The following is a 16,848-nucleotide window of genomic DNA, read 5'->3' as shown; positions in this document are numbered from 1 at the left end:
ATGGTCGACGGCCTAAGTCCTGTAGCGCGATGGCGCGACGCCGAATGCCTGTCGAAAGGCGCGGTTGAAATGGCTTTGATCGTAGAAGCCGACGGCGTGGGCGACATCGATGATCGGTTGCTCGCTGCCAGACAGCAGGCCACACGCCCGTTCGAGACGCAGGCGAAGCAGCCACGCGTGGGGCGTCATGCCGATGGTCCGCTTGAACTGCTTGAGAAACGGGAAACGCCCCAGCCCACATAGTCCGGCGAGATCATCGAGGGTGATTCGCTCATCGATGTGGCTGAAACAATAGTCCCTGACGCGAGACCATTGCAGGGGTGATAGCGAGCCGGTAATCGTTTCGGGCTTGATTGCCCGTGACTGGCTCAACAGGTGTTCAAGGAGGGTGAACCATTGCGTCTGCACCGCGAGGCTGCCGGGGCCAACGGCCTGCTGCATCGCTTCGTGCAAACCGCGCAGGTTGCCGGCAAGCCCCGTGTCTTCGAGCAACACACCGGCCAATTCAAGCTCTTTCGGTTGACCGCTGATCTCCTCGGCCAGGCTCGCGACCAGCGCCTGGGATAGACGGAATGTCTTGAGCGTATAAGCGCCGCCGTCTTCGGATACACCGTCGTGGATTTCACCCGGCGGCATCAGGGCAACACTTCCCGGCCCCAAAAGAAACGACTCGCCTTTCGCTCGATGACGCTGGATGCCTTCGGTGACAAAACCAATGTGGAAATCGAGGTGGTAATGGCGATCGAAGCCGACATCCGCAAAACGTGCGGACCCCAGCACCAGGCCTGGTACTTCGGACACGTGATGGTACTTGGCTTGCTCAGTCATGAAACCCGTTCAACAATCGGCGAGGAGGGCGAGAGTCTCAAAGTTTAAGTGCGCAAGAGGTACAGATCCATGGGTTGCCAGCAATTGGCCTGAGGTTGTGCATGAGTCATTGAGTGTCAACCGAACTCGCTCGCCATGAGGATGTTGCGCAGCAAGTGACGACGGCTCATTTGTCCGCTGCGCAACGCCCGGTAGCCGTCCTAGCTTTGTGGTACCACTCGCGCTTCGTTTCCGGCACCCTCGACGTACACGTTCATGCCTTTTCTCAGCGTCGGGTTGATCGGCTGCGTTACCGAAACCAGTACGCCGCTCTGGGTGCGAACGATGATCTGCTGTGCGTCCACAGGCTGATCATATTTTTTCTTTTCGACGTAGTTGCCGCCTGCCGCCCCCGCGAGGGCACCGGCGACCATCGCCACATCCCGGCCGGTACCCTGGCCGATCAGGCTACCCAGGCCGAGACCGCCAATACCGCCCAAGATGGCACCGACGCCGCTATCGTGATTGGTCTGCATCTGGGTCTGTGTGATCTGCTCGATTTTCCCCGAGCGAATCTCCATCTCGCCAGCGCCTCCGCTCCCGGCACCCACCGCGGCACAGCCGCCAAGCACCAGACCAAAAAGCGAAATCGTCAACCAGGAAGCGATTGTTTTCATCGTCGAACTCCATTTTCAGAGGAAGTGGATCATGCAAACGCATCCAATGACGTTAGACGAAAAAGTCCGGTTCATGCGCTTGTCTGGCTGTGCAAGGAGTTTGAGGTCGAGAAAGCGCGCCAGCGCCAGCGCACGACCAGGATGGCCACTGATCCGCCCATGCTCACGCAAAAGGCGGCAGGTGTTCTGGTTGACTTCAGTCGCTCAGGACTCTTGCGCCAAACCTGCTACGGCCTGCAGGAGCCTGGGCATGTTTTCCAGGGCTTTTTTCCTGGCTTCAGTAAATCGGTTCAACACGGCAAGCTTTTCAGGATCCCCCTCCTGCAGGCTTCTCAGCACTGTCGGCAAAAGGTGCAGATGGCACTGCGCAAGCCAGTTGGACAACCCCGCGTGGTTCTTCCATTGCCGCTGATTGCCCAGATAAGCGGCCCACATCCTGACCCAGTCCACCGGTGAGCGTGGCAGCGGGACAAACCCACATAGTTGATTCATCTGCATCTGATCGTCGAGGTGGCTTTCCACGTATGCGATGACTGCGGCGCTGAACAGAATCTGATAACTGCTGACTGTCACCAGGTTGATGCGATTGCCATCAAACGCTTTCACGCTTCCCTCAGGAATAATCGGGACAGCGCTTGCGCTGCAGTCGATGTAAAGGGCGTCGGGATCTCCAGCGATGCTGCCCCTTTCGAGGGAGATTCGGCTGGCTTCAATCGCGCACACCCGCCCCAGGCGCACTACATTGGTTATGCGCCGTAGCGCACGCAACTCAGCCTGTGAAATGGTCGCAGCACGGAAGGCGGTGGGTTCGACGGCTTGATCGATGCGCAGCAGTTCGCCGGCACTTTCGAGCCTGAGGAACAGGTCCGGGATCGAATCTGCCGCACCTATTGCTTCGAACTGGTTCGCGAGGCTACCGATCGTTCGTACAACATTTTCCTGGCCGGGTTGAAAGTTGGCGCGATCCAACAGCCAGGGGGCATTTGGAACGATCCATTGAATCCTGCCTGGTGCCACGCCATTCTGCAGCAGCCACAGACAGGCATCGATGCCGGTCTTTCCTCCCCCCACCACCACGTAACGCAAGTAAGGCTGTCCGATCTTTGGCAAGTCGTTGAGCGGTACGCACCGTATACCGGGCTCTATCCGGTAATGCGGAGGATGGGTCGAAGGAACGGCTGCCTGTGCAATAGTCGCATCCACCAGCTTCCTTCGTACCTGGACAGTATTACGTTCGCCGGTGAGCAGGGAAGTGATGCAATGACTATCGGTGCGATCACCTTCGTAGTTGTGCATCGGAAAATATCGCACCCGACCTGACGGCAAGAAACGATGATGCATAAGCTGATCGAAGTAACTGACAATCTCGGCGCCTGAGGCCAATTCATACAAGCCACCGCCCCATTCGGATTCGTCCTTCTGGCCGGAGCCCAACTCGCAGGAGTTAACGCCATAGAAGGCAGACGGCTGGTGCAAGCGGACGAACGAGTAGGCATCGTTCCAGTGTCCACCAGGTTGAGCGTGTCGATCCACCATCAGCACACTCGCATCCGACTGATCGAGCAATGTATCGACGAAGGCCATGGCTGTTGCCCCCGCGCCGATGACCAGATAATCCGTTGCCATGGTGGATGTGTTCATAGGTACGCCCTGATGAAAGTTGAAAATACTCCTCCATCGAATCAGGCTAGTTGTTTTCGCTTGTCGCAAAAGAACAGTTGTTCCTTGCCGACATAGCCAACAGATTTAAAGACTCTCTAAATACCATGTCGACTCTGGAAAGCGGCCAGTTGGTCACCGTGCCGGACGATTACATTGACCGCCAGGTCGTCTTCTGGATGCTGTGGCCAGCCAGCCGTTATGCCTCGCCCAAGTTGCGCGTGTTCATTGACTACATGAGTGCGCACTAGCGCATCTGATCGTTTACGCCTGCAGGTTCAGTATCACCCTCGTCTGACCGGCATCAGGGCGAACCCGCTCCCGCAGGGTGTGGGCTTAACCCAAGGCTGTGAAATCGCTGGCGTGCAGCTCCTGGACGCCCACCAGTTGGATTTCGAACTCGGGGGTGGCGTCGGCGTTGACACTGCCCTGGAGAATGCCATTGGCAAAGCGCAGTTGACCGGTGGCGTTGGCAGGGTCGAAGGCATTGCTGCCGATGAAGGTGAAGGCGTCGACGGTTGCGGTCAGCGGGTTAGCGTCCAGGCCGGTGAAACTCAGATGATCGCCCTCAGTGCTCTTGTAACCGTTGATCACATCGCGCAAAGCCCCGACGCCCATGTCCGACAGCGCACTGAACGCGAAGGTATCCGCGCCAGTGCCACCGATGAGGTTGTCGGTGCCTGAACCGCCGATCAGCCGGTCATCGCCCGAACCGCCCACCAGCGAATCGTTGCCCGCACCACCGTTCAGTACGTTCGCGGCGCTGTTGCCCGACAGACTGTCGGCGTAGGCGCTTCCCGTCAGATTTTCACAGAATTTCAAGGTGTCGAGCCCGGAACCCGTGGTGTTTTGTTGCGCTGACGTCGAGAGGTTTACGGTAACGCCGGACGGGGCGCGCTCAAAGGACACCGTGTCAATGCCATCGCGTCCGTCCAGCACGTTGTTGCCGGTTCCGGCGAACAGCGTGTTGTCCAACGCGTTGCCCGTGCCATTGGCGGCGCCAGTGCTATCGACATACAGATGTTCAACGTTATTGCTGAGGGTAAAGGCCGCCAGGCTGCTGTGCACACTGTCGACTCCTCCAGGCGCCGCATTGCTGTTGGTCTCGATCACTGCGTCGTGGGCGTTGTCGACATAGTAGGTATCGTTGCCATCGCCGCCGCTCATGCTGTCGGCCCCTGCGGCACCATTGAGCACGTTATTGGCGGCATTGCCGGTGATAAAGTTGTGCCGCTCATTGCCGGTGCCGTTGATGTCCGACACGCCGGTGAGCACCAGGTTCTCGAGATTGGCGCCCAGGGTCCAGCTGACCGAGGCCTGCACCGTATCGATCTGCGAGGTCGAGGTGTTGGTTTCCACCACGCGGTCGAACGCGTTATCGACCACATAGACGTCGTTGCCATTGCCACCGGTCATGGTGTCGGCGCCCAGTTTGCCATCCAGCGTGTCGTTGCCCGAGCTGCCCGCCAGGGTATCCGCCTGGTCGGTACCGGAAATCATGTTCCGGGCGTTGTCGAAAATGTCCTGCACGCTGTTGTTGTCGTTGGGGTTGCCCTGGAAGCCAAGGTCATTGGCAATGTAGTCGGCCAGGCGCTGGCCGACGATCTCCGCCGACTCCTCGTGCAGGTGCCAGACGTCGTCGGGATACGCCAGCGGATCGACTTCGTGGCGCAAGGGGAGGTCGGTGTAGTCCACCGCCAGCTTGACGTCGGCGCGCTCGGCGGCGATGGCTTCCTGGGCCGCGCGGACATAGCCACCCCCCTCGACGATGGAGGCAATTTTCTCCTCCGAATAACCACGGGCACGCGCTGCGTCCTGTTCGTAGTGACCGGTCTCCATCATGTACACGCTGAAGTTGCCGAACTGGGCATGCAGGTAATCAAACACCTTCAGGGTCGCGGCCTTGTACGCCGCTGCTGCCGCTGCTTTGTCCGTGGCTCGGGCGATCTCCTGGGCAGCTTCCTCGCCCTGGCCCCAAATGATGCCCATGGTGACGTTACTGATCGATTGGAGTTCGCTGAGCTGACCCCGCAGCAGCGTCACGGCGCGCAACAACGCGGCCCCGGGCTGGTTGGTGTCGGTCAGCCACCAGCACAACTCGAGTTCCCCGGCGCTGAGCGTCGACAGGCCGGTGACCGTGCTGCCGCCCACCGCAATGTCGATGCCGTTGCCATCGGCATCGGTGAACTGGCTGCGCACGTCATAGGGGGTGTAGCGGTCCAGGTCGTTGACCAGCATCGAGGTGCCGGACTGACCGTCGTCCTCCGTCATGCGCAGCAGGCGCGCATTGGATTGGCCGAGGGTGGGCAGATAGAGGATGTCCTGCTGGGTGCTCTCGCCGAACACGAAGTCGCTGGCGGTCAGGGTGTTGAGGTAGTTGCCGATGAGCGCGATTTCAAAACGATTGCCATCGGCATCCGTTTCGGCGGACTTGATGTAGGTCTTGTCGCCGGCCGCGTTGAGGGTGATGTACAACGTGCCATTGCTGCCATCGCCGAGGCCTAGAAAGCCCAGACCCGAAACATCGATCTTGTCGACGCCGGCGGTGAAGTCATAAATCGTGTCGGTGGCCGTGACACCGCCGGTGTCGTAGTCGCGGTAGCTGTCGAGCACGTTGCTGTAGCGGAAGGTGTCGACACCGTCGCCGCCGTACAGTGAGTCGCGTCCGGCGCCGCCGTCGACGGTGTCGGCGCCAGTGCCGGCCTTGATCGTGTCGTTGCCACCGAGGCCAAGGATCAGGTCGGCACCCGCCGTGCCGTTGAGGGTTTCGGCATTGTTGGTGCCGGTGACGGTGTTGGCGGGCGCATCGGCCACCGCCAGGGCGAAGCTATCGCTGACCGATGCACCGGCCGGGTCCGTGGCTCTGACCAGCACATTGTAATTACCGGACGCGGTGCTGATCGGCGTGCCGGTGAAGGTCAGGTTGCTGGCATTGAAGCTCAGCCACGCGGGCAGGGCGCTGCCATCGGCCAGGGTGGCGGTGTAGCTGAGGCTGTCATTGTCCGGATCGGTGAAGCTGGTGGCCGGCACCACGTAGCTGAACACGGTGTTTTCGGTGGCGTTCTGATCCAGCAGCGGCGTGGTCAGCACCGGCGCCTGGTTGGTCGGTGACGAGGTGGCGAAGATGAAATTGGCGCTGGTCAGTTTGTCGAGGTGGTTGCCGTCCAGTGCCACTTCGAAGCGGTTGCCATTGGCGTCGGCGGTCAGGGACTTGATGTAAGTCTTGGTGCCGGCACTGTTGAGCACCAGGTATACGGTGTTGTTCTTGCCATCCCCCAGGCCGGTGAAACCCATGGCCGAGAGGTCGATCTTGTCGGCGGTGACATCGAAATCGGTGATCAGGTCGCCAAGGTTGGCACCGCCGGTGTTGTAGTTGCGGTAACTGTCCAGGCGATTGGAAAACACGAACGTGTCCGACCCGGCACCGCCGGTGAGGGTGTCCATGCCGGCGCCGCCGTCGAGTTTGTCGTCGCCCGCGCCGCCACTGAGGCTGTCGTTGCCCGCCAGGCCGAACAGGGTGTCGGCCGAATCGCTGCCCAACAACGAGTCGCTGCCGCTGGTGCCGGTGATCACCCGATTAAAGATGAAGTTATTGGCCGTCAGGGTGCTGGTCAGGTTGCCCGAGAGGATCAGCTCGAAACGATTGCCACTGGCGTCGGCGTCGTAGTCCTTGATGTAGGTGCGGTCGCTGCTGGCGCTGTAGCTGACCTGCAGGGTGCCGCCACGGCCATTGCCTATGCCTGTGAAGCCGAGGCCGGCGAGGTCGATCTTGTCCTGGGTGACGTCGAAGTCGGTGATGGTGTCATCAAAGCTTGTGGTCGCGTTGCGGTAACTGTCGGACTGAGCGGCGAAACGGAACGTATCGGCGCCGGTACCGCCGGTGAGTTTGTCGATGCCTGCACCACCCACCAGAATGTCGCCACCGGCCCCGCCATTGAGGGTGTCGTTGCCGGCAACGCCGTAGAAAATCTCGCTGGCGGCGCTGCCCAGCAGGGTGTCATTGCCAGCCGTACCTTGCACGGTGGTCATCGGCACCGTGGCGCTGACGTAGCTGCCGTCGCCATAGACCAGCGTGGCACCGTTGCTGGTGTGGCTGATGGTGTTGCCGATGATGGCGTTGCGATCAGTGCCGTCTTCATTGCGCTCTGCAACGCCATAGGTCGACAGGTTGCTGCCGGTGATGAGGTTGCCCTGGATGGTGTTATCGCTGCCGTTGAAGTACTTGCCGGACACGCCCAGGGTGTCGTCGTAGGACTGGATGATGATCTCCGGTACGGGGCTGCCCAGGGAATTGTTGTTGAGCGTGTTGTCGATGATCTCGACGTGGTTGCTGCCGTAGATGCGGATCCCGGCACTGGCGTTGTCGTGAATGTCGACGCCACTGACGGTCACCTCGCTGGACAGTTTGATCAGCACCCCTTCGGCACCGTTGCCGTACACCTCGCCACCGGTGATGGTTATGTTGCTGGGGGAGGGGATGTCCTCGCTGCCGCGCTGCACGACGATGCCAGTGCCGCCGTTGTTGTAGGCAACGTTATTGGTGAGTGTGAAGTCGTGGGTGCTGGTGACGATGTTGAAACCGTGCCGGTCGTTGTCGTAGGCGACGTTGTTTTCGAAGGTGCTGTCGCTGAGGAAGTCGGCAACGAAACCGTCCAGGCCGTTGCCGTGGGACACGCTGTTCCTGATGACCATGTTCACGGTCTGCTCGTGAGGGTCGAAACCGTACCCGGAGCAATCCTTGATCTCGACGCTGTCGAGGGTGACGTTGGAGTCGTAGCCCGCTTCGCCGGGAATGTAGCCGTTGAACCAACCGTCGATCTTGCCCGTGGTGTTGTCACGGTTGCCGTCGATGGTGAGGTTGCTGACACCGAAGTCGTGGGTTTGCTCGCCATAGGCGGAGCGGATGACTCCGGTGATCTTGGTGTCGGAACCGTCAGCCACCTTGACGGTGGTTGCGCCCATGCCGTCGCCGTAAAGGTAGACGTTACTCTTGAGCATCAGGCAGCCGTCGGAGGGTTCCTCACCTCCCGAAACGATATAAGTTCCGGTCGGCATGTACACCTGCCCCCCGCCTGCAGCGGCCGCCGCATCAATTGCATTTTGTATCGCAGCCGTATCGTCAGTGATGCCATCTCCTTTGGCGCCAAAATTTTGGACATTGAAAATCATGAGTTTATCTCCGTATCAGGCGAAAACCTCGGCAGATGCCAATACTCCATCGGCAGCTACCGTGTTATGACCCACCGGAGCGCAAAAGTTGTGACCGCATATCGGGGAAGCGTCAAAAAACAGATAAAGCTGATTAGCGGTTATGAGATGTTTTGGAGAAATAACGGTTTGTTGACGATCATTCAGGTGGCGAGTCCGCAATGGACCGGGTGGCTCGCGCAGCGGATGGCGCTGAAAAAAAGCTCAAAAGACCGTGACCTTGTTCAGGGTTCCGCCTGGCAGCCGAAGGGGCCGCCAGGTGAACGCTTTGGAGAGTCGAGTGGAGTCAGGCCCGAAGCCTTACATCGAGTGCCAGGGCTTGGAATTCGCTCTGCGAACCGTTGCCGATAAGTGCCATTCGGCGACTGTCCGGTCGGGCGAGGTAGCGGGCGGCAAGTGCAGAAGTGGCAGCGGTGCGAATGGCAGTAGTCAGCGTCATTTCACTGTGCGGGAAGCGGTTTTTTTGGGATGTCGGGGCCGCGGTCCGACGAAGAAACCGCGGCGGCCGATCAATCAGGCGGCGGGGAGCAGGCCTTTCTGTTTGGCGACATGAGTCGCCAGTGCGTCCATCAAGTCCGGGGACAGGCAGTCATAGGGCTCCAGGCCGATCGAGCGCAGGCGCTCACGGATGGCCTTCATTTGCGCTGGCGGTGTGCCGGTTTCGATGATGGAGGACACGAACGCGGCGAAGCTCGGCGCAGCCCATCCACTTTGGGGGGAGAGCTCGGTGTGGACGAAGTCCAGACCATAAAATGCATGGTCTTTGTTCTCGATGCGCCCGAAGAGATGGGCGTGGCACTGCTTGCAGGCGTGCCGCTGAATGGTGGCGGTTTCGTCGACAATTGCCAGTTTTTCACCGTGAGCAGTGACGCTGACCTTATCCCGAGGTACTACGGCAATGACGGCGAATGTCGCGTTTTGCGGTTTCCAGCATTTGCTGCAGCCGCACGCGTGGTTATGCAGGGTTTGTGCGTCGATCTTGACCTCGACCTTGTCGGTCGCACACAAGCATTGCAGGGTGCCTCCTGTGAAATTCGCAGCGGCAGGCTGGAGACCATTGTCCAGTGCAGGGTGAAGTTTCAAGGTGTTCACGTTGGCTTCTCCGTTTCAGGGTGTCAGACGAAAGTGCCTTGGGCCGTTCACCTCATCGCATCCTGGACCATCTTCGGCAACTGGGTGCGACCCTCGACGCCTTTGGATTTATCGACCCGAAGATCGCCTGGGCCAAGCGACCACGGGGAGAAAGAGTGGCTGTCGCCTCCGGTATCCCAGAGAAAATCATAGTTCAAAGACGCCCTGAAAACCGGGTAGCAAGCGGTTTCTTATTGCTCGTGGATTCCCACTGATCCAGCGTCGATATTGCTTCAGACACATCGCAGGGTGAGCACGAAAACTTAATGTCTGAAGCATCGATGGCAAATCTACAAATCAGTTCGCGAGAATTCAAAGAGTTGGTTCGGAGAGCTAGAGCTGGGGACCTCAGAACTGAGGCGGGGATCTGCTTCAATACAGAATTTAACTTGTGGGCGATGTCATGTGTTCATGAGAGGACCGTCTCCTTGCTCTGGGGGAGTACAGGCAGAATCGTGGGGATATTGTTCATCGATTTATGTTCATAGGGGAGTACTAGCCAGCAACCTCCAGCACGACGTCACCGATGCCGATGCCGATGCCGATGCCGATGCGACGAAATCAGTGGTGCGTAAGGCCGTCAAGCAGTTCGGGCGTCTCGACGTGGCATTTGCCAACGCCGGTATTTCCTGGCGCGGCGCGCCGGCGACCCTACGCACCTACGATGAGGACGAGTTTGAACGCATCTGCGCTGTGGACCTGAATCCACAGCCGACTTCTGTCTGTCGTGACGGGCAGCAGTCGCCCCATATCGGACATTGCAGTATCAATCAAAAACCATTGCGTGCTTGCGTGGATCTAGGAGTACTCCCGAATTTTTTACAGATCAAATCCAGGTCATTCCACGGGTTACACCGTTGTCCTGCGTACCCGCAATCTGGGGAGTGTTGAAACGCGTCAACACGATCAATCTCTTTTTGCTGGGCGTGGCAAGTTCGGCAAGACACGATGCCATTAGCAATTTGCCATCGACCATTCCAAACAATCAGATCCTCGGTCGCCGTCATAAATCACCATCTAATCTCTTTTCACCCACATTAGAATCGATCGACAAATTAGAGCTGAGGTTCCCCCAAAAAAAGGGACTGCTTTTGGCTGATTGCTGTCTGTCAGGAAAAAGTCATTCAGGCGTCATGGCCATCGCTAGCGTCATGTTGATTAACTCTTCGTTCTTGCTGATTGTTGCCAACGCATTATGCACATTGCCTCCAATCTCACCCGAGCCGCGCTGCTCGATCCAAAGGGTAAGCTCCATGATCGCGGCTTCGAGGGCTAGTAAGTTATGATTGATCTTGAAGAGCAGAGAAGGGAGTAGGTCAGCGTTCGAAAACGTCATTCCTCCGTGAAAGAGATCAGCAATGAAAGACCGGCGCGTCCTCCGTGACTTCCGCTGTTTTTGTTGTACCTTTGGTTTTTTTGCTAGGAGACATTTCCACTCCTCTGCTCAACGAAATCGAGCTTATTTTCCCGTTGTTGTACCCGGAGAAGCGAATCCGGGCGGCACTTTGAGCCACGGGAAACTCTGCAGCGCCATGTCATAACCGGTGGCGTAGAGCTTGCGCATGTACTCGTTGTCGAACTCTTCCTTGTGGGGGAAGTTGAAACTCGCCGGTATGAACCCAAGATTGAAGTCCACACCGTCGCGCTGGGTGGTGGCGTAGATCCGGTAGAGGTCGCCGATGCCCTGGCTGTGGATCAACGAGGCGATCGAGCGCCCAGCGATGCTCATCGTGCTGCGCTCGACCTGCGCCCAGTCCGGATCGAGTCGCGCGTTGCGTATCACGTAGAGTTTACGCTCGCGGGTGACTCCCGCTTTTGCAGCTTCCTCGTTGATACGGATCCCGGCCGGGTAAGCGAATACCTGCGCCATGATGCCGCCGTCGACGTGCATTTCCTGATAGGGTTTACCGTCGACTTCCACATCGATCATCATCGGCGGAAATCCTCCTGGAATAGAGGCGGAAGCGATCATGATTTTCACGAAAAGGTCCAATGCCTCAGGACCACCATAGGTCGCGATTTTTCCCATGTCCCAGATAATGGGGCGACGCGCATCGAGGTCTGCGGTAGCGACCAACAGAAAGCGGCCCTTCGCGTACTCGGCGGCGACCTCCTTGAGCATGTCCTCGGTCACCGATTGGCGCGTCAGCTTCAACAGCGGCGCATTGTCCGACATTGCGTCGCTCAAAACGCCTGAGATAAAGCTGCGCGGTGCAATGACGTCTTTGGGCGATAGAGTGGTATAGACCCGCTTCAGCGTTGCATCATACTTCGGCCCGAGAAAGGCGAAAGGCGCAATCAGTGCGCCCGTGCTGATTCCAGTAACGAGTTTGAATTCAGGGCGCTTTCCTGTAACCGTCCAGCCATTCAACAACCCCGCGGTGAACGCGCCATTGTCTCCACCGCCCGAAATTGCCAGATATGTCACTGGCGGCATGGGGCCCTTGTGCCCCAGCTTCACGAGGTAAGCCTGTTCCCGCTGCAGCGCTTCTAGCGCAACTCGGTTCAGCTCTGTCATGTCTCCGCCACCGACATAACGCACCCCGGTCATTCCCGGAATCTGCGCTCTCGCCGTCAATTCGGACGGCACCGCGGGTAGGCGAGGCGGCGTCATGGTGCAGCCTTGTAAGCCTTGTATCAGTACAAGCAGCGCGACAACCAGACTGGTGATTTTCATAGTCATGCATCACTCGAAAAGTGTTCGATCCGATTGCCCGTGGCGTCGATTCAACGATCGTCTACAGGTGTCGGCTGCTTCGAAGCGACTGGTTTTTTGACGTCGATCAGTCACTCTCTATGCATTCTGATCGCTTGCGATTGTTGGAACGATAGCATCTCTGAATCGTTCTGCTATGGCGCGACCTCCAGATCAAGCATCCGGCAACCAGGCATGGAACGGCTGTCATCACTGAACTAAGCTTTGCTGTGTTCTTCTGGATGAATGGTCTTGGCCATCTTGGCACGGCTGAACTTAGGGACGGAGCAGTTGGAACAAGTTAGGCGAAAACAACTTGTGGAGCACTGACCATGTTGGGCGCGCGCGATCTGGTAATACACCGTTCAGGTCGTCTTTTTGCACGCTTAGCTCCGATCATCTACACCGTTGCGGCGCTCACGTTTTTCGCTGGCCAGATCTATGCCGCAGTCGAGACAAAGTCGTCCCCTCAGACACCGCAACGCGAGCAACTCACCATCTCGATCGAGATCGCGAAGCCGTGGACCGGTGATCTCGACGGGATGATCGAACGACGGGTCATTCGCGTCTTGTCGGTCTACAGCAAAACTTTCTATTTTGTCGATAGGGGTGTCCAGCGCGGTCTGACTTACGACGCTTTTCGCGTATTCGAGGAGGATCTGAACAAGGAACTGGCCAAGGATAAAAAACTGAAACACAAGGCTCTGAAAGTGCGTGTGGTGTTCATTCCTGTCGCCCGGGATGAACTGCTGCCGGCGTTGATTGCCGGCAAGGGCGATATTGCGGCGTCTAACCTAACTGTGATCGAGGCGCGCAAGAACCTAGTCGATTTTTCCTCGCCTGTTTATCGCAACGTCAGCGAGGTAGTGGTATCCGGTCCCGACTCGCCCGCAGTGGCCAACGTGGACGAGTTAGCGGGACAGGTAGTCTTCGTTCGCAAGTCCTCCAGTTATTACGAGAGCCTGATAGCCCTCAATCAGCGCTTCGTCAGCGAGAACAAACCTGCGGTAATCCTCAAGGAGGCACCGGAAGCTTTGGAGGATGAGGACCTGATAGAGATGCTGAGCGCCGGCATGATTCCTTTGATCGTCGTGGATAAGCACAAGGCGGTTTTCTGGAAGAAGGTCTTCCCGAATATCACGGTGCATGATGAGATCACCTTACGCACCGGCGGCGAAATCGCCTGGGCGATCCGCAAGGGCAGTCCGCAGCTCCAGGCTGCTGTCAATGGTTTCATTGCTCGCCACGGCCAAGGGACTACCACCGGGAACATGCTTCTGACCCGTTATTTGATCAACGAAAAATATGTGAAGGCCTCCACCGCCGAGTCCGAACGCAAGAAATTTATCGCATTGATTCAGTACTTCCAGCGGTACGGGGACAAATACTCTGTGGACTGGTTACTGATGGCAGCCCAGGGATACCAGGAGTCTCAACTGAATCAGGCAGCCAAGAGCAAGGTGGGCGCCATTGGTGTCATGCAGGTCATGCCCGCCACCGGCAAGGAACTTGGCGTCGGCAACATTGCTGAAGTCGAACCAAACATTAATGCCGGGATCAAGTATATGCGTTGGATGATCGACCAGTACTATGGCAAGGAGCCCATGACCAACTTGGACAAGGCCCTGTTCGCCTTCGCTTCCTACAATGCAGGTGCGGGCAGGATTTCCAAACTTCGTAAAGAAGCCGCCCTGCGTGGACTCGATCCGAACGTCTGGTTTCACAACGTTGAGTATGTTGCCGCCGAGAAGATCGGTGCGGAGACGGTTACCTACGTTAGCAATATCTACAAGTACTACATTGCCTACCAATTGATCATGGAAGCTAAGAAGGAGAAAGAGGAGGCTACGCAGAAGCTGAAAGACCAGAGTAAAGAGGCGCTTTGACTTATCAAAGTGCTCCAAAAAAGCGCTCGATACAGGCTTCGAACTGGATATCTGTATCACCCACGTTTCTGTGGACCGCATTGAGCGGCAATAAGAAGCAGATCGCCTGTGTTTTATTCGGCGGAATCGACAGACAGCTTTTGGCCGATTGCTGCCTGTCGTGACCGGTTGAATCCACAACCCAAAGCGGACGTTCGTCAAGGTCTGCTTTCGGCAGCACCCGGAACAGGAAGTTACCGTCGGCCCATTCGCTTCGAGGTCTGTGCCATGGATGTAAGATGATGGTAAGCAAACCTTCCGGCCTTGGGAAATGAGGTGATGTGTCACCGGATGCTTACAGCGGAGGAGTATCGATTGGTACCGAGCGTTTCCAGCGCCAGATTAATAGGCAACGCCCATCCATCTATGGTTGTATAAGATTCACTTATAGTCAGTGCAAGATTCAATATTATTTATTGACCGGCAATGGTGTTCCACTCCCGCTATCACTGAACTCGGGAGGGTATTTCATGTTTCTTGTAGTTGGCCGTAATGATGAAGAGATCAACCAGCATTGGATGAGTTGTGTGGTCCCCAGACCTGTCGGATGGATTTCCACACTCGGTAAAAACGGGGTACCGAATCTCGCGCCTTACAGCTTCTTCAATGCGCTGTCGCAGAACCCGCCGATTGTGGTGTTCGGCTCCAATGGCCGTCATGCACACGGTGCTAAAGACACAGCCAGAAACGTCCTTGAAACCGGAGAATTCGTCTGCAACATGGCCAGCTTTGATCTGCGTGTTCAGGTCCGGACGACCAGTGATGTGGAGCGGCCCGAAATCAATGAGTTTGAACGGGCGGGACTGGAGTTCGAAGCGTCCTCATTGGTGAAGCCTCCACGGGTCAAAGCATCGCCAATACACATTGAGTGCGTGTTGTTGAAAGCCGTCGAGCTTCCATCGGAGCTGGAGGAAAACCTGCTGATCATCGGACGGGTGGTCGGCGTTCATATCAATGATGCCTGCCTCACTGACGGACGTATCGACCTCTCCAGAATCCGGCCACTCGCCCGGCTCGGTTATGGCCAATTTTCAACCATCGGCAGCATCGTTAAAGGTGTTGCTTGAGGAATTGGGCAAATTCTCGTGCCAGTTGCGAGGGCTCTTCCTGTGTGGGAAGCAACAGTGCAATTTCGTATTTGATCGCCGGCGAGAAGGGCTTGAGAACCAAATTTTTGGTGAAGGGCCGGCTGACCACCGGGTCGACGATCCCGACACCCATGCCAGCGTAAACCAATTCGCATGCCGTCGAGAAGAATTCAGTCTCGGCCACCACGTTCCAGGCTGACCCGTGCGCCGAAAAAGCCATGGCCAACTGTTGGTAGATAGGGTCGCCCTTGAACAGTGAAACGAAGGGTACGCCATCCAGATCCGACGGGGTGATCACCTCCAGTTGAGCGAGGGGATGGCCGAGCGGCACCATGCACTGACATTCATACGAGATCACTTCCATGCTGGAGGTGGGGTAGTCGAGGGGCAACTCGGCAATGGCCAGGTCGAATTGCTGCGTGTTCATTAGCTCACGGACAGACTGAGAGTTTCGGGTAATGATTTTCAGCTCAAGCCCCGGACGCTCTTTCGCGAACCCGGCCATCACCCGTGGCAACAGGTTGATCGAGATACTGGCGTAGGCGGCGATCGCCAGATGGCCTCGTTTTCCCGTTCGGATTTCCTTGGCGACCCGATTGGTTTTTTCCACCGCCTCCAGCGCCCGTTCAGCTTCAACGAAAAACAGCCGTGCTTCCGGCGTAGGTTGCAGCCGACCACCTTTGCGCACGAACAGCTTCAAGCCCGTCTCATGCTCCAGATTGGCGATGGTGCTGCTAATGGCGGGCTGGGAAATACTCAACAGCTCTGCCGCTCGGGTCATCGTGCCGTGGATCATCAAAGTTCTGAAGCACTCGAGCTGCCGGATTCGCATGGGATACCTATAGATTTAGCTTATACCGAGGCCACTTTATATTATTGGTTTGAAGAGTTGTGCTGTGTTTTCCTTGAATTCAGATACCCGGTACGCCGGCCATCAGCCTGAAAAGAGGAGAACAAAGGCATGAACGCAGTGATGTCGATCCAACCCGGTAAACTGACCCGTCTGCCTGCACGACGGGGCGTAGCGATCCGGTTGAAACAGGGGCAATCCATCAAACTCATAAACACCCATGGCAAGCAGGTTGTGGACACTTGGGCCTTTAACCCGGCAGACCTCGCCGAAGCTATGTCGATGGAGCACAGCCGTGCGTTCTGGTTGAAGCTTAACCCAAGCGAGGGTGACAGCTTCCTCACCAACAAACGACAGAAAATCCTCACGCTCACCGAGGACACCACTCCCGGTGTGCACGACACGCTGGTCGCCGCGTGTGACCCGACCCGTTACGTGCAACTGGGGGTTGTCGGCCATCACGACAGTTGCAATGAAAACCTTTTTCTAGCCTTGGAAAACCTCGGCCTCAAGGTCCACGAAACACCTAGCCCCTTGAATCTCTTTATGAACGTTCCGGTTCATCAGGACGGATGCATCGAATTCGCCGCGCCAGTTAGTGAACCTGGGCAGTACGTCTGCCTTAAAGCTGAAATGGACGCTATTGTGGTCCTCTCTGCCTGTCCTCAGGACATTACGGCGGTTAATGGCATGCAGCCTCAGGATGTTCACTACAGCGTCAACTGATCTCAAAAAAACATGCTGGCGGGCGATGTCTGCCGGCGGGACACTGAACCCGTTGCCAGCACACAGTCAGGTGTCCGGAGAA

15 protein-coding genes and 1 pseudogene are annotated in these 16,848 nt (G+C 57.3%); 6 read left to right on the top strand and 10 right to left on the bottom strand.

Going from position 1 to position 16,848, the window contains the following annotated elements:
- Positions 1-12: 12 nt before the first annotated feature.
- The 3 genes from J4D25_RS01215 to J4D25_RS01205 all read right to left on the bottom strand — a co-directional run bounded on the left by J4D25_RS01215 (position 13) and on the right by J4D25_RS01205 (position 3,125).
- Positions 13-828 carry an AraC family transcriptional regulator gene (locus tag J4D25_RS01215; protein ID WP_057714848.1) on the bottom strand — a complete coding sequence of 272 codons (816 nt, stop codon included), beginning with the start codon at positions 826-828 and terminating at the stop codon, positions 13-15.
- A 200-nt stretch (positions 829-1,028) separates the two neighbouring features.
- A complete protein-coding gene (locus J4D25_RS01210; RefSeq protein ID WP_057714847.1) occupies positions 1,029-1,484 on the bottom strand; it encodes a glycine zipper 2TM domain-containing protein in 456 nt (151 codons plus the stop codon).
- Positions 1,485-1,688: 204 nt separating this feature from the next.
- Entirely contained in the window at positions 1,689-3,125 is a 1,437-nt protein-coding gene (locus tag J4D25_RS01205) for an FAD/NAD(P)-binding protein (RefSeq protein WP_057714846.1), read from the bottom strand.
- A 125-nt stretch (positions 3,126-3,250) separates the two neighbouring features.
- On the opposite strand from J4D25_RS01205, the gene J4D25_RS01200 reads away from it, so the two are divergent.
- A complete protein-coding gene (locus J4D25_RS01200) occupies positions 3,251-3,394 on the top strand; it encodes a hypothetical protein (protein ID WP_373423028.1) in 144 nt (47 codons plus the stop codon).
- 85 nt (positions 3,395-3,479) lie between these two features.
- Here the strand turns inward: J4D25_RS01200 and J4D25_RS01195 are convergent, their stop codons facing one another.
- Complete coding sequence (locus J4D25_RS01195; RefSeq protein WP_057714845.1) at positions 3,480-8,312, bottom strand: M10 family metallopeptidase C-terminal domain-containing protein; 4,833 nt, start codon at positions 8,310-8,312, stop codon at positions 3,480-3,482.
- On the opposite strand from J4D25_RS01195, the gene J4D25_RS01190 reads away from it, so the two are divergent.
- Positions 8,244-8,702, top strand: a complete 459-nt coding sequence (locus J4D25_RS01190) for a hypothetical protein (RefSeq protein WP_198530272.1) — start codon at positions 8,244-8,246, stop codon at positions 8,700-8,702. The two genes, J4D25_RS01195 and J4D25_RS01190, sit on opposite strands and share 69 nt — an antisense overlap.
- Here the strand turns inward: J4D25_RS01190 and J4D25_RS01185 are convergent.
- Together J4D25_RS01185 and gfa are read right to left on the bottom strand one after the other, a co-directional pair.
- Positions 8,662-8,796, bottom strand: a pseudogene (locus J4D25_RS01185) (ornithine cyclodeaminase); the annotation flags it as partial. The gene J4D25_RS01190 and the pseudogene J4D25_RS01185 sit on opposite strands and share 41 nt — an antisense overlap.
- A gap of 68 nt (positions 8,797-8,864) precedes the next feature.
- A complete protein-coding gene (gfa, locus tag J4D25_RS01180; RefSeq protein WP_057714844.1) occupies positions 8,865-9,443 on the bottom strand; it encodes an S-(hydroxymethyl)glutathione synthase in 579 nt (192 codons plus the stop codon).
- 450 nt (positions 9,444-9,893) lie between these two features.
- On the opposite strand from gfa, the gene J4D25_RS01175 reads away from it, so the two are divergent.
- Positions 9,894-10,373, top strand: a complete 480-nt coding sequence (locus J4D25_RS01175) for an SDR family oxidoreductase (protein ID WP_109790573.1) — start codon at positions 9,894-9,896, stop codon at positions 10,371-10,373.
- Positions 10,374-10,602: 229 nt separating this feature from the next.
- On the opposite strand, the gene J4D25_RS01170 is transcribed toward J4D25_RS01175, so the two are convergent.
- Together J4D25_RS01170 and J4D25_RS01165 are read right to left on the bottom strand one after the other, a co-directional pair.
- On the bottom strand, positions 10,603-10,818 hold the full coding sequence (locus tag J4D25_RS01170; protein ID WP_057714843.1) for a hypothetical protein: 216 nt from the start codon (positions 10,816-10,818) through the stop codon (positions 10,603-10,605).
- Between the two features lie 123 nt (positions 10,819-10,941).
- The gene (locus J4D25_RS01165) at positions 10,942-12,165 is read right to left on the bottom strand and encodes a patatin-like phospholipase family protein (RefSeq protein WP_224795386.1); all 1,224 of its coding nucleotides are present in this window, start codon (positions 12,163-12,165) and stop codon (positions 10,942-10,944) included.
- 344 nt (positions 12,166-12,509) lie between these two features.
- Here J4D25_RS01165 and J4D25_RS01160 point away from each other — a divergent pair, with 344 nt between their 5' ends.
- On the top strand, positions 12,510-14,063 hold the full coding sequence (locus J4D25_RS01160) for a lytic transglycosylase F (RefSeq protein ID WP_057714842.1): 1,554 nt from the start codon (positions 12,510-12,512) through the stop codon (positions 14,061-14,063).
- A gap of 4 nt (positions 14,064-14,067) precedes the next feature.
- On the opposite strand, the gene J4D25_RS01155 is transcribed toward J4D25_RS01160, so the two are convergent.
- Positions 14,068-14,355 (bottom strand): hypothetical protein, encoded by a 288-nt coding sequence (locus J4D25_RS01155; RefSeq protein ID WP_131726867.1) that lies wholly within the window; start codon positions 14,353-14,355, stop codon positions 14,068-14,070.
- 217 nt (positions 14,356-14,572) lie between these two features.
- Between J4D25_RS01155 and J4D25_RS01150 the strand changes: the two genes are divergently transcribed.
- Positions 14,573-15,169, top strand: coding sequence for a flavin reductase family protein (locus J4D25_RS01150; RefSeq protein ID WP_057714841.1), 597 nt, complete (start codon positions 14,573-14,575; stop codon positions 15,167-15,169).
- On the opposite strand, the gene J4D25_RS01145 is transcribed toward J4D25_RS01150, so the two are convergent.
- Positions 15,153-16,022, bottom strand: coding sequence for a LysR substrate-binding domain-containing protein (locus J4D25_RS01145; RefSeq protein WP_057714840.1), 870 nt, complete (start codon positions 16,020-16,022; stop codon positions 15,153-15,155). The genes J4D25_RS01150 and J4D25_RS01145 overlap by 17 nt on opposite strands.
- A gap of 129 nt (positions 16,023-16,151) precedes the next feature.
- On the opposite strand from J4D25_RS01145, the gene J4D25_RS01140 reads away from it, so the two are divergent.
- Positions 16,152-16,766: a DUF1989 domain-containing protein gene (locus J4D25_RS01140; RefSeq protein ID WP_079246752.1), complete on the top strand. Its 615-nt coding sequence runs from the start codon at positions 16,152-16,154 to the stop codon at positions 16,764-16,766.
- The last annotated feature ends 82 nt before the right edge of the window (positions 16,767-16,848 follow it).

The organism is Pseudomonas sp. GW456-L13, assembly GCF_017350115.1.
Taxonomy (GTDB): Bacteria; Pseudomonadota; Gammaproteobacteria; order Pseudomonadales; family Pseudomonadaceae; genus Aquipseudomonas; species Aquipseudomonas jessenii.
Note: the sequence above shows the minus strand (reverse complement) of the source record. Positions and strands in the feature narration are given on the sequence as shown.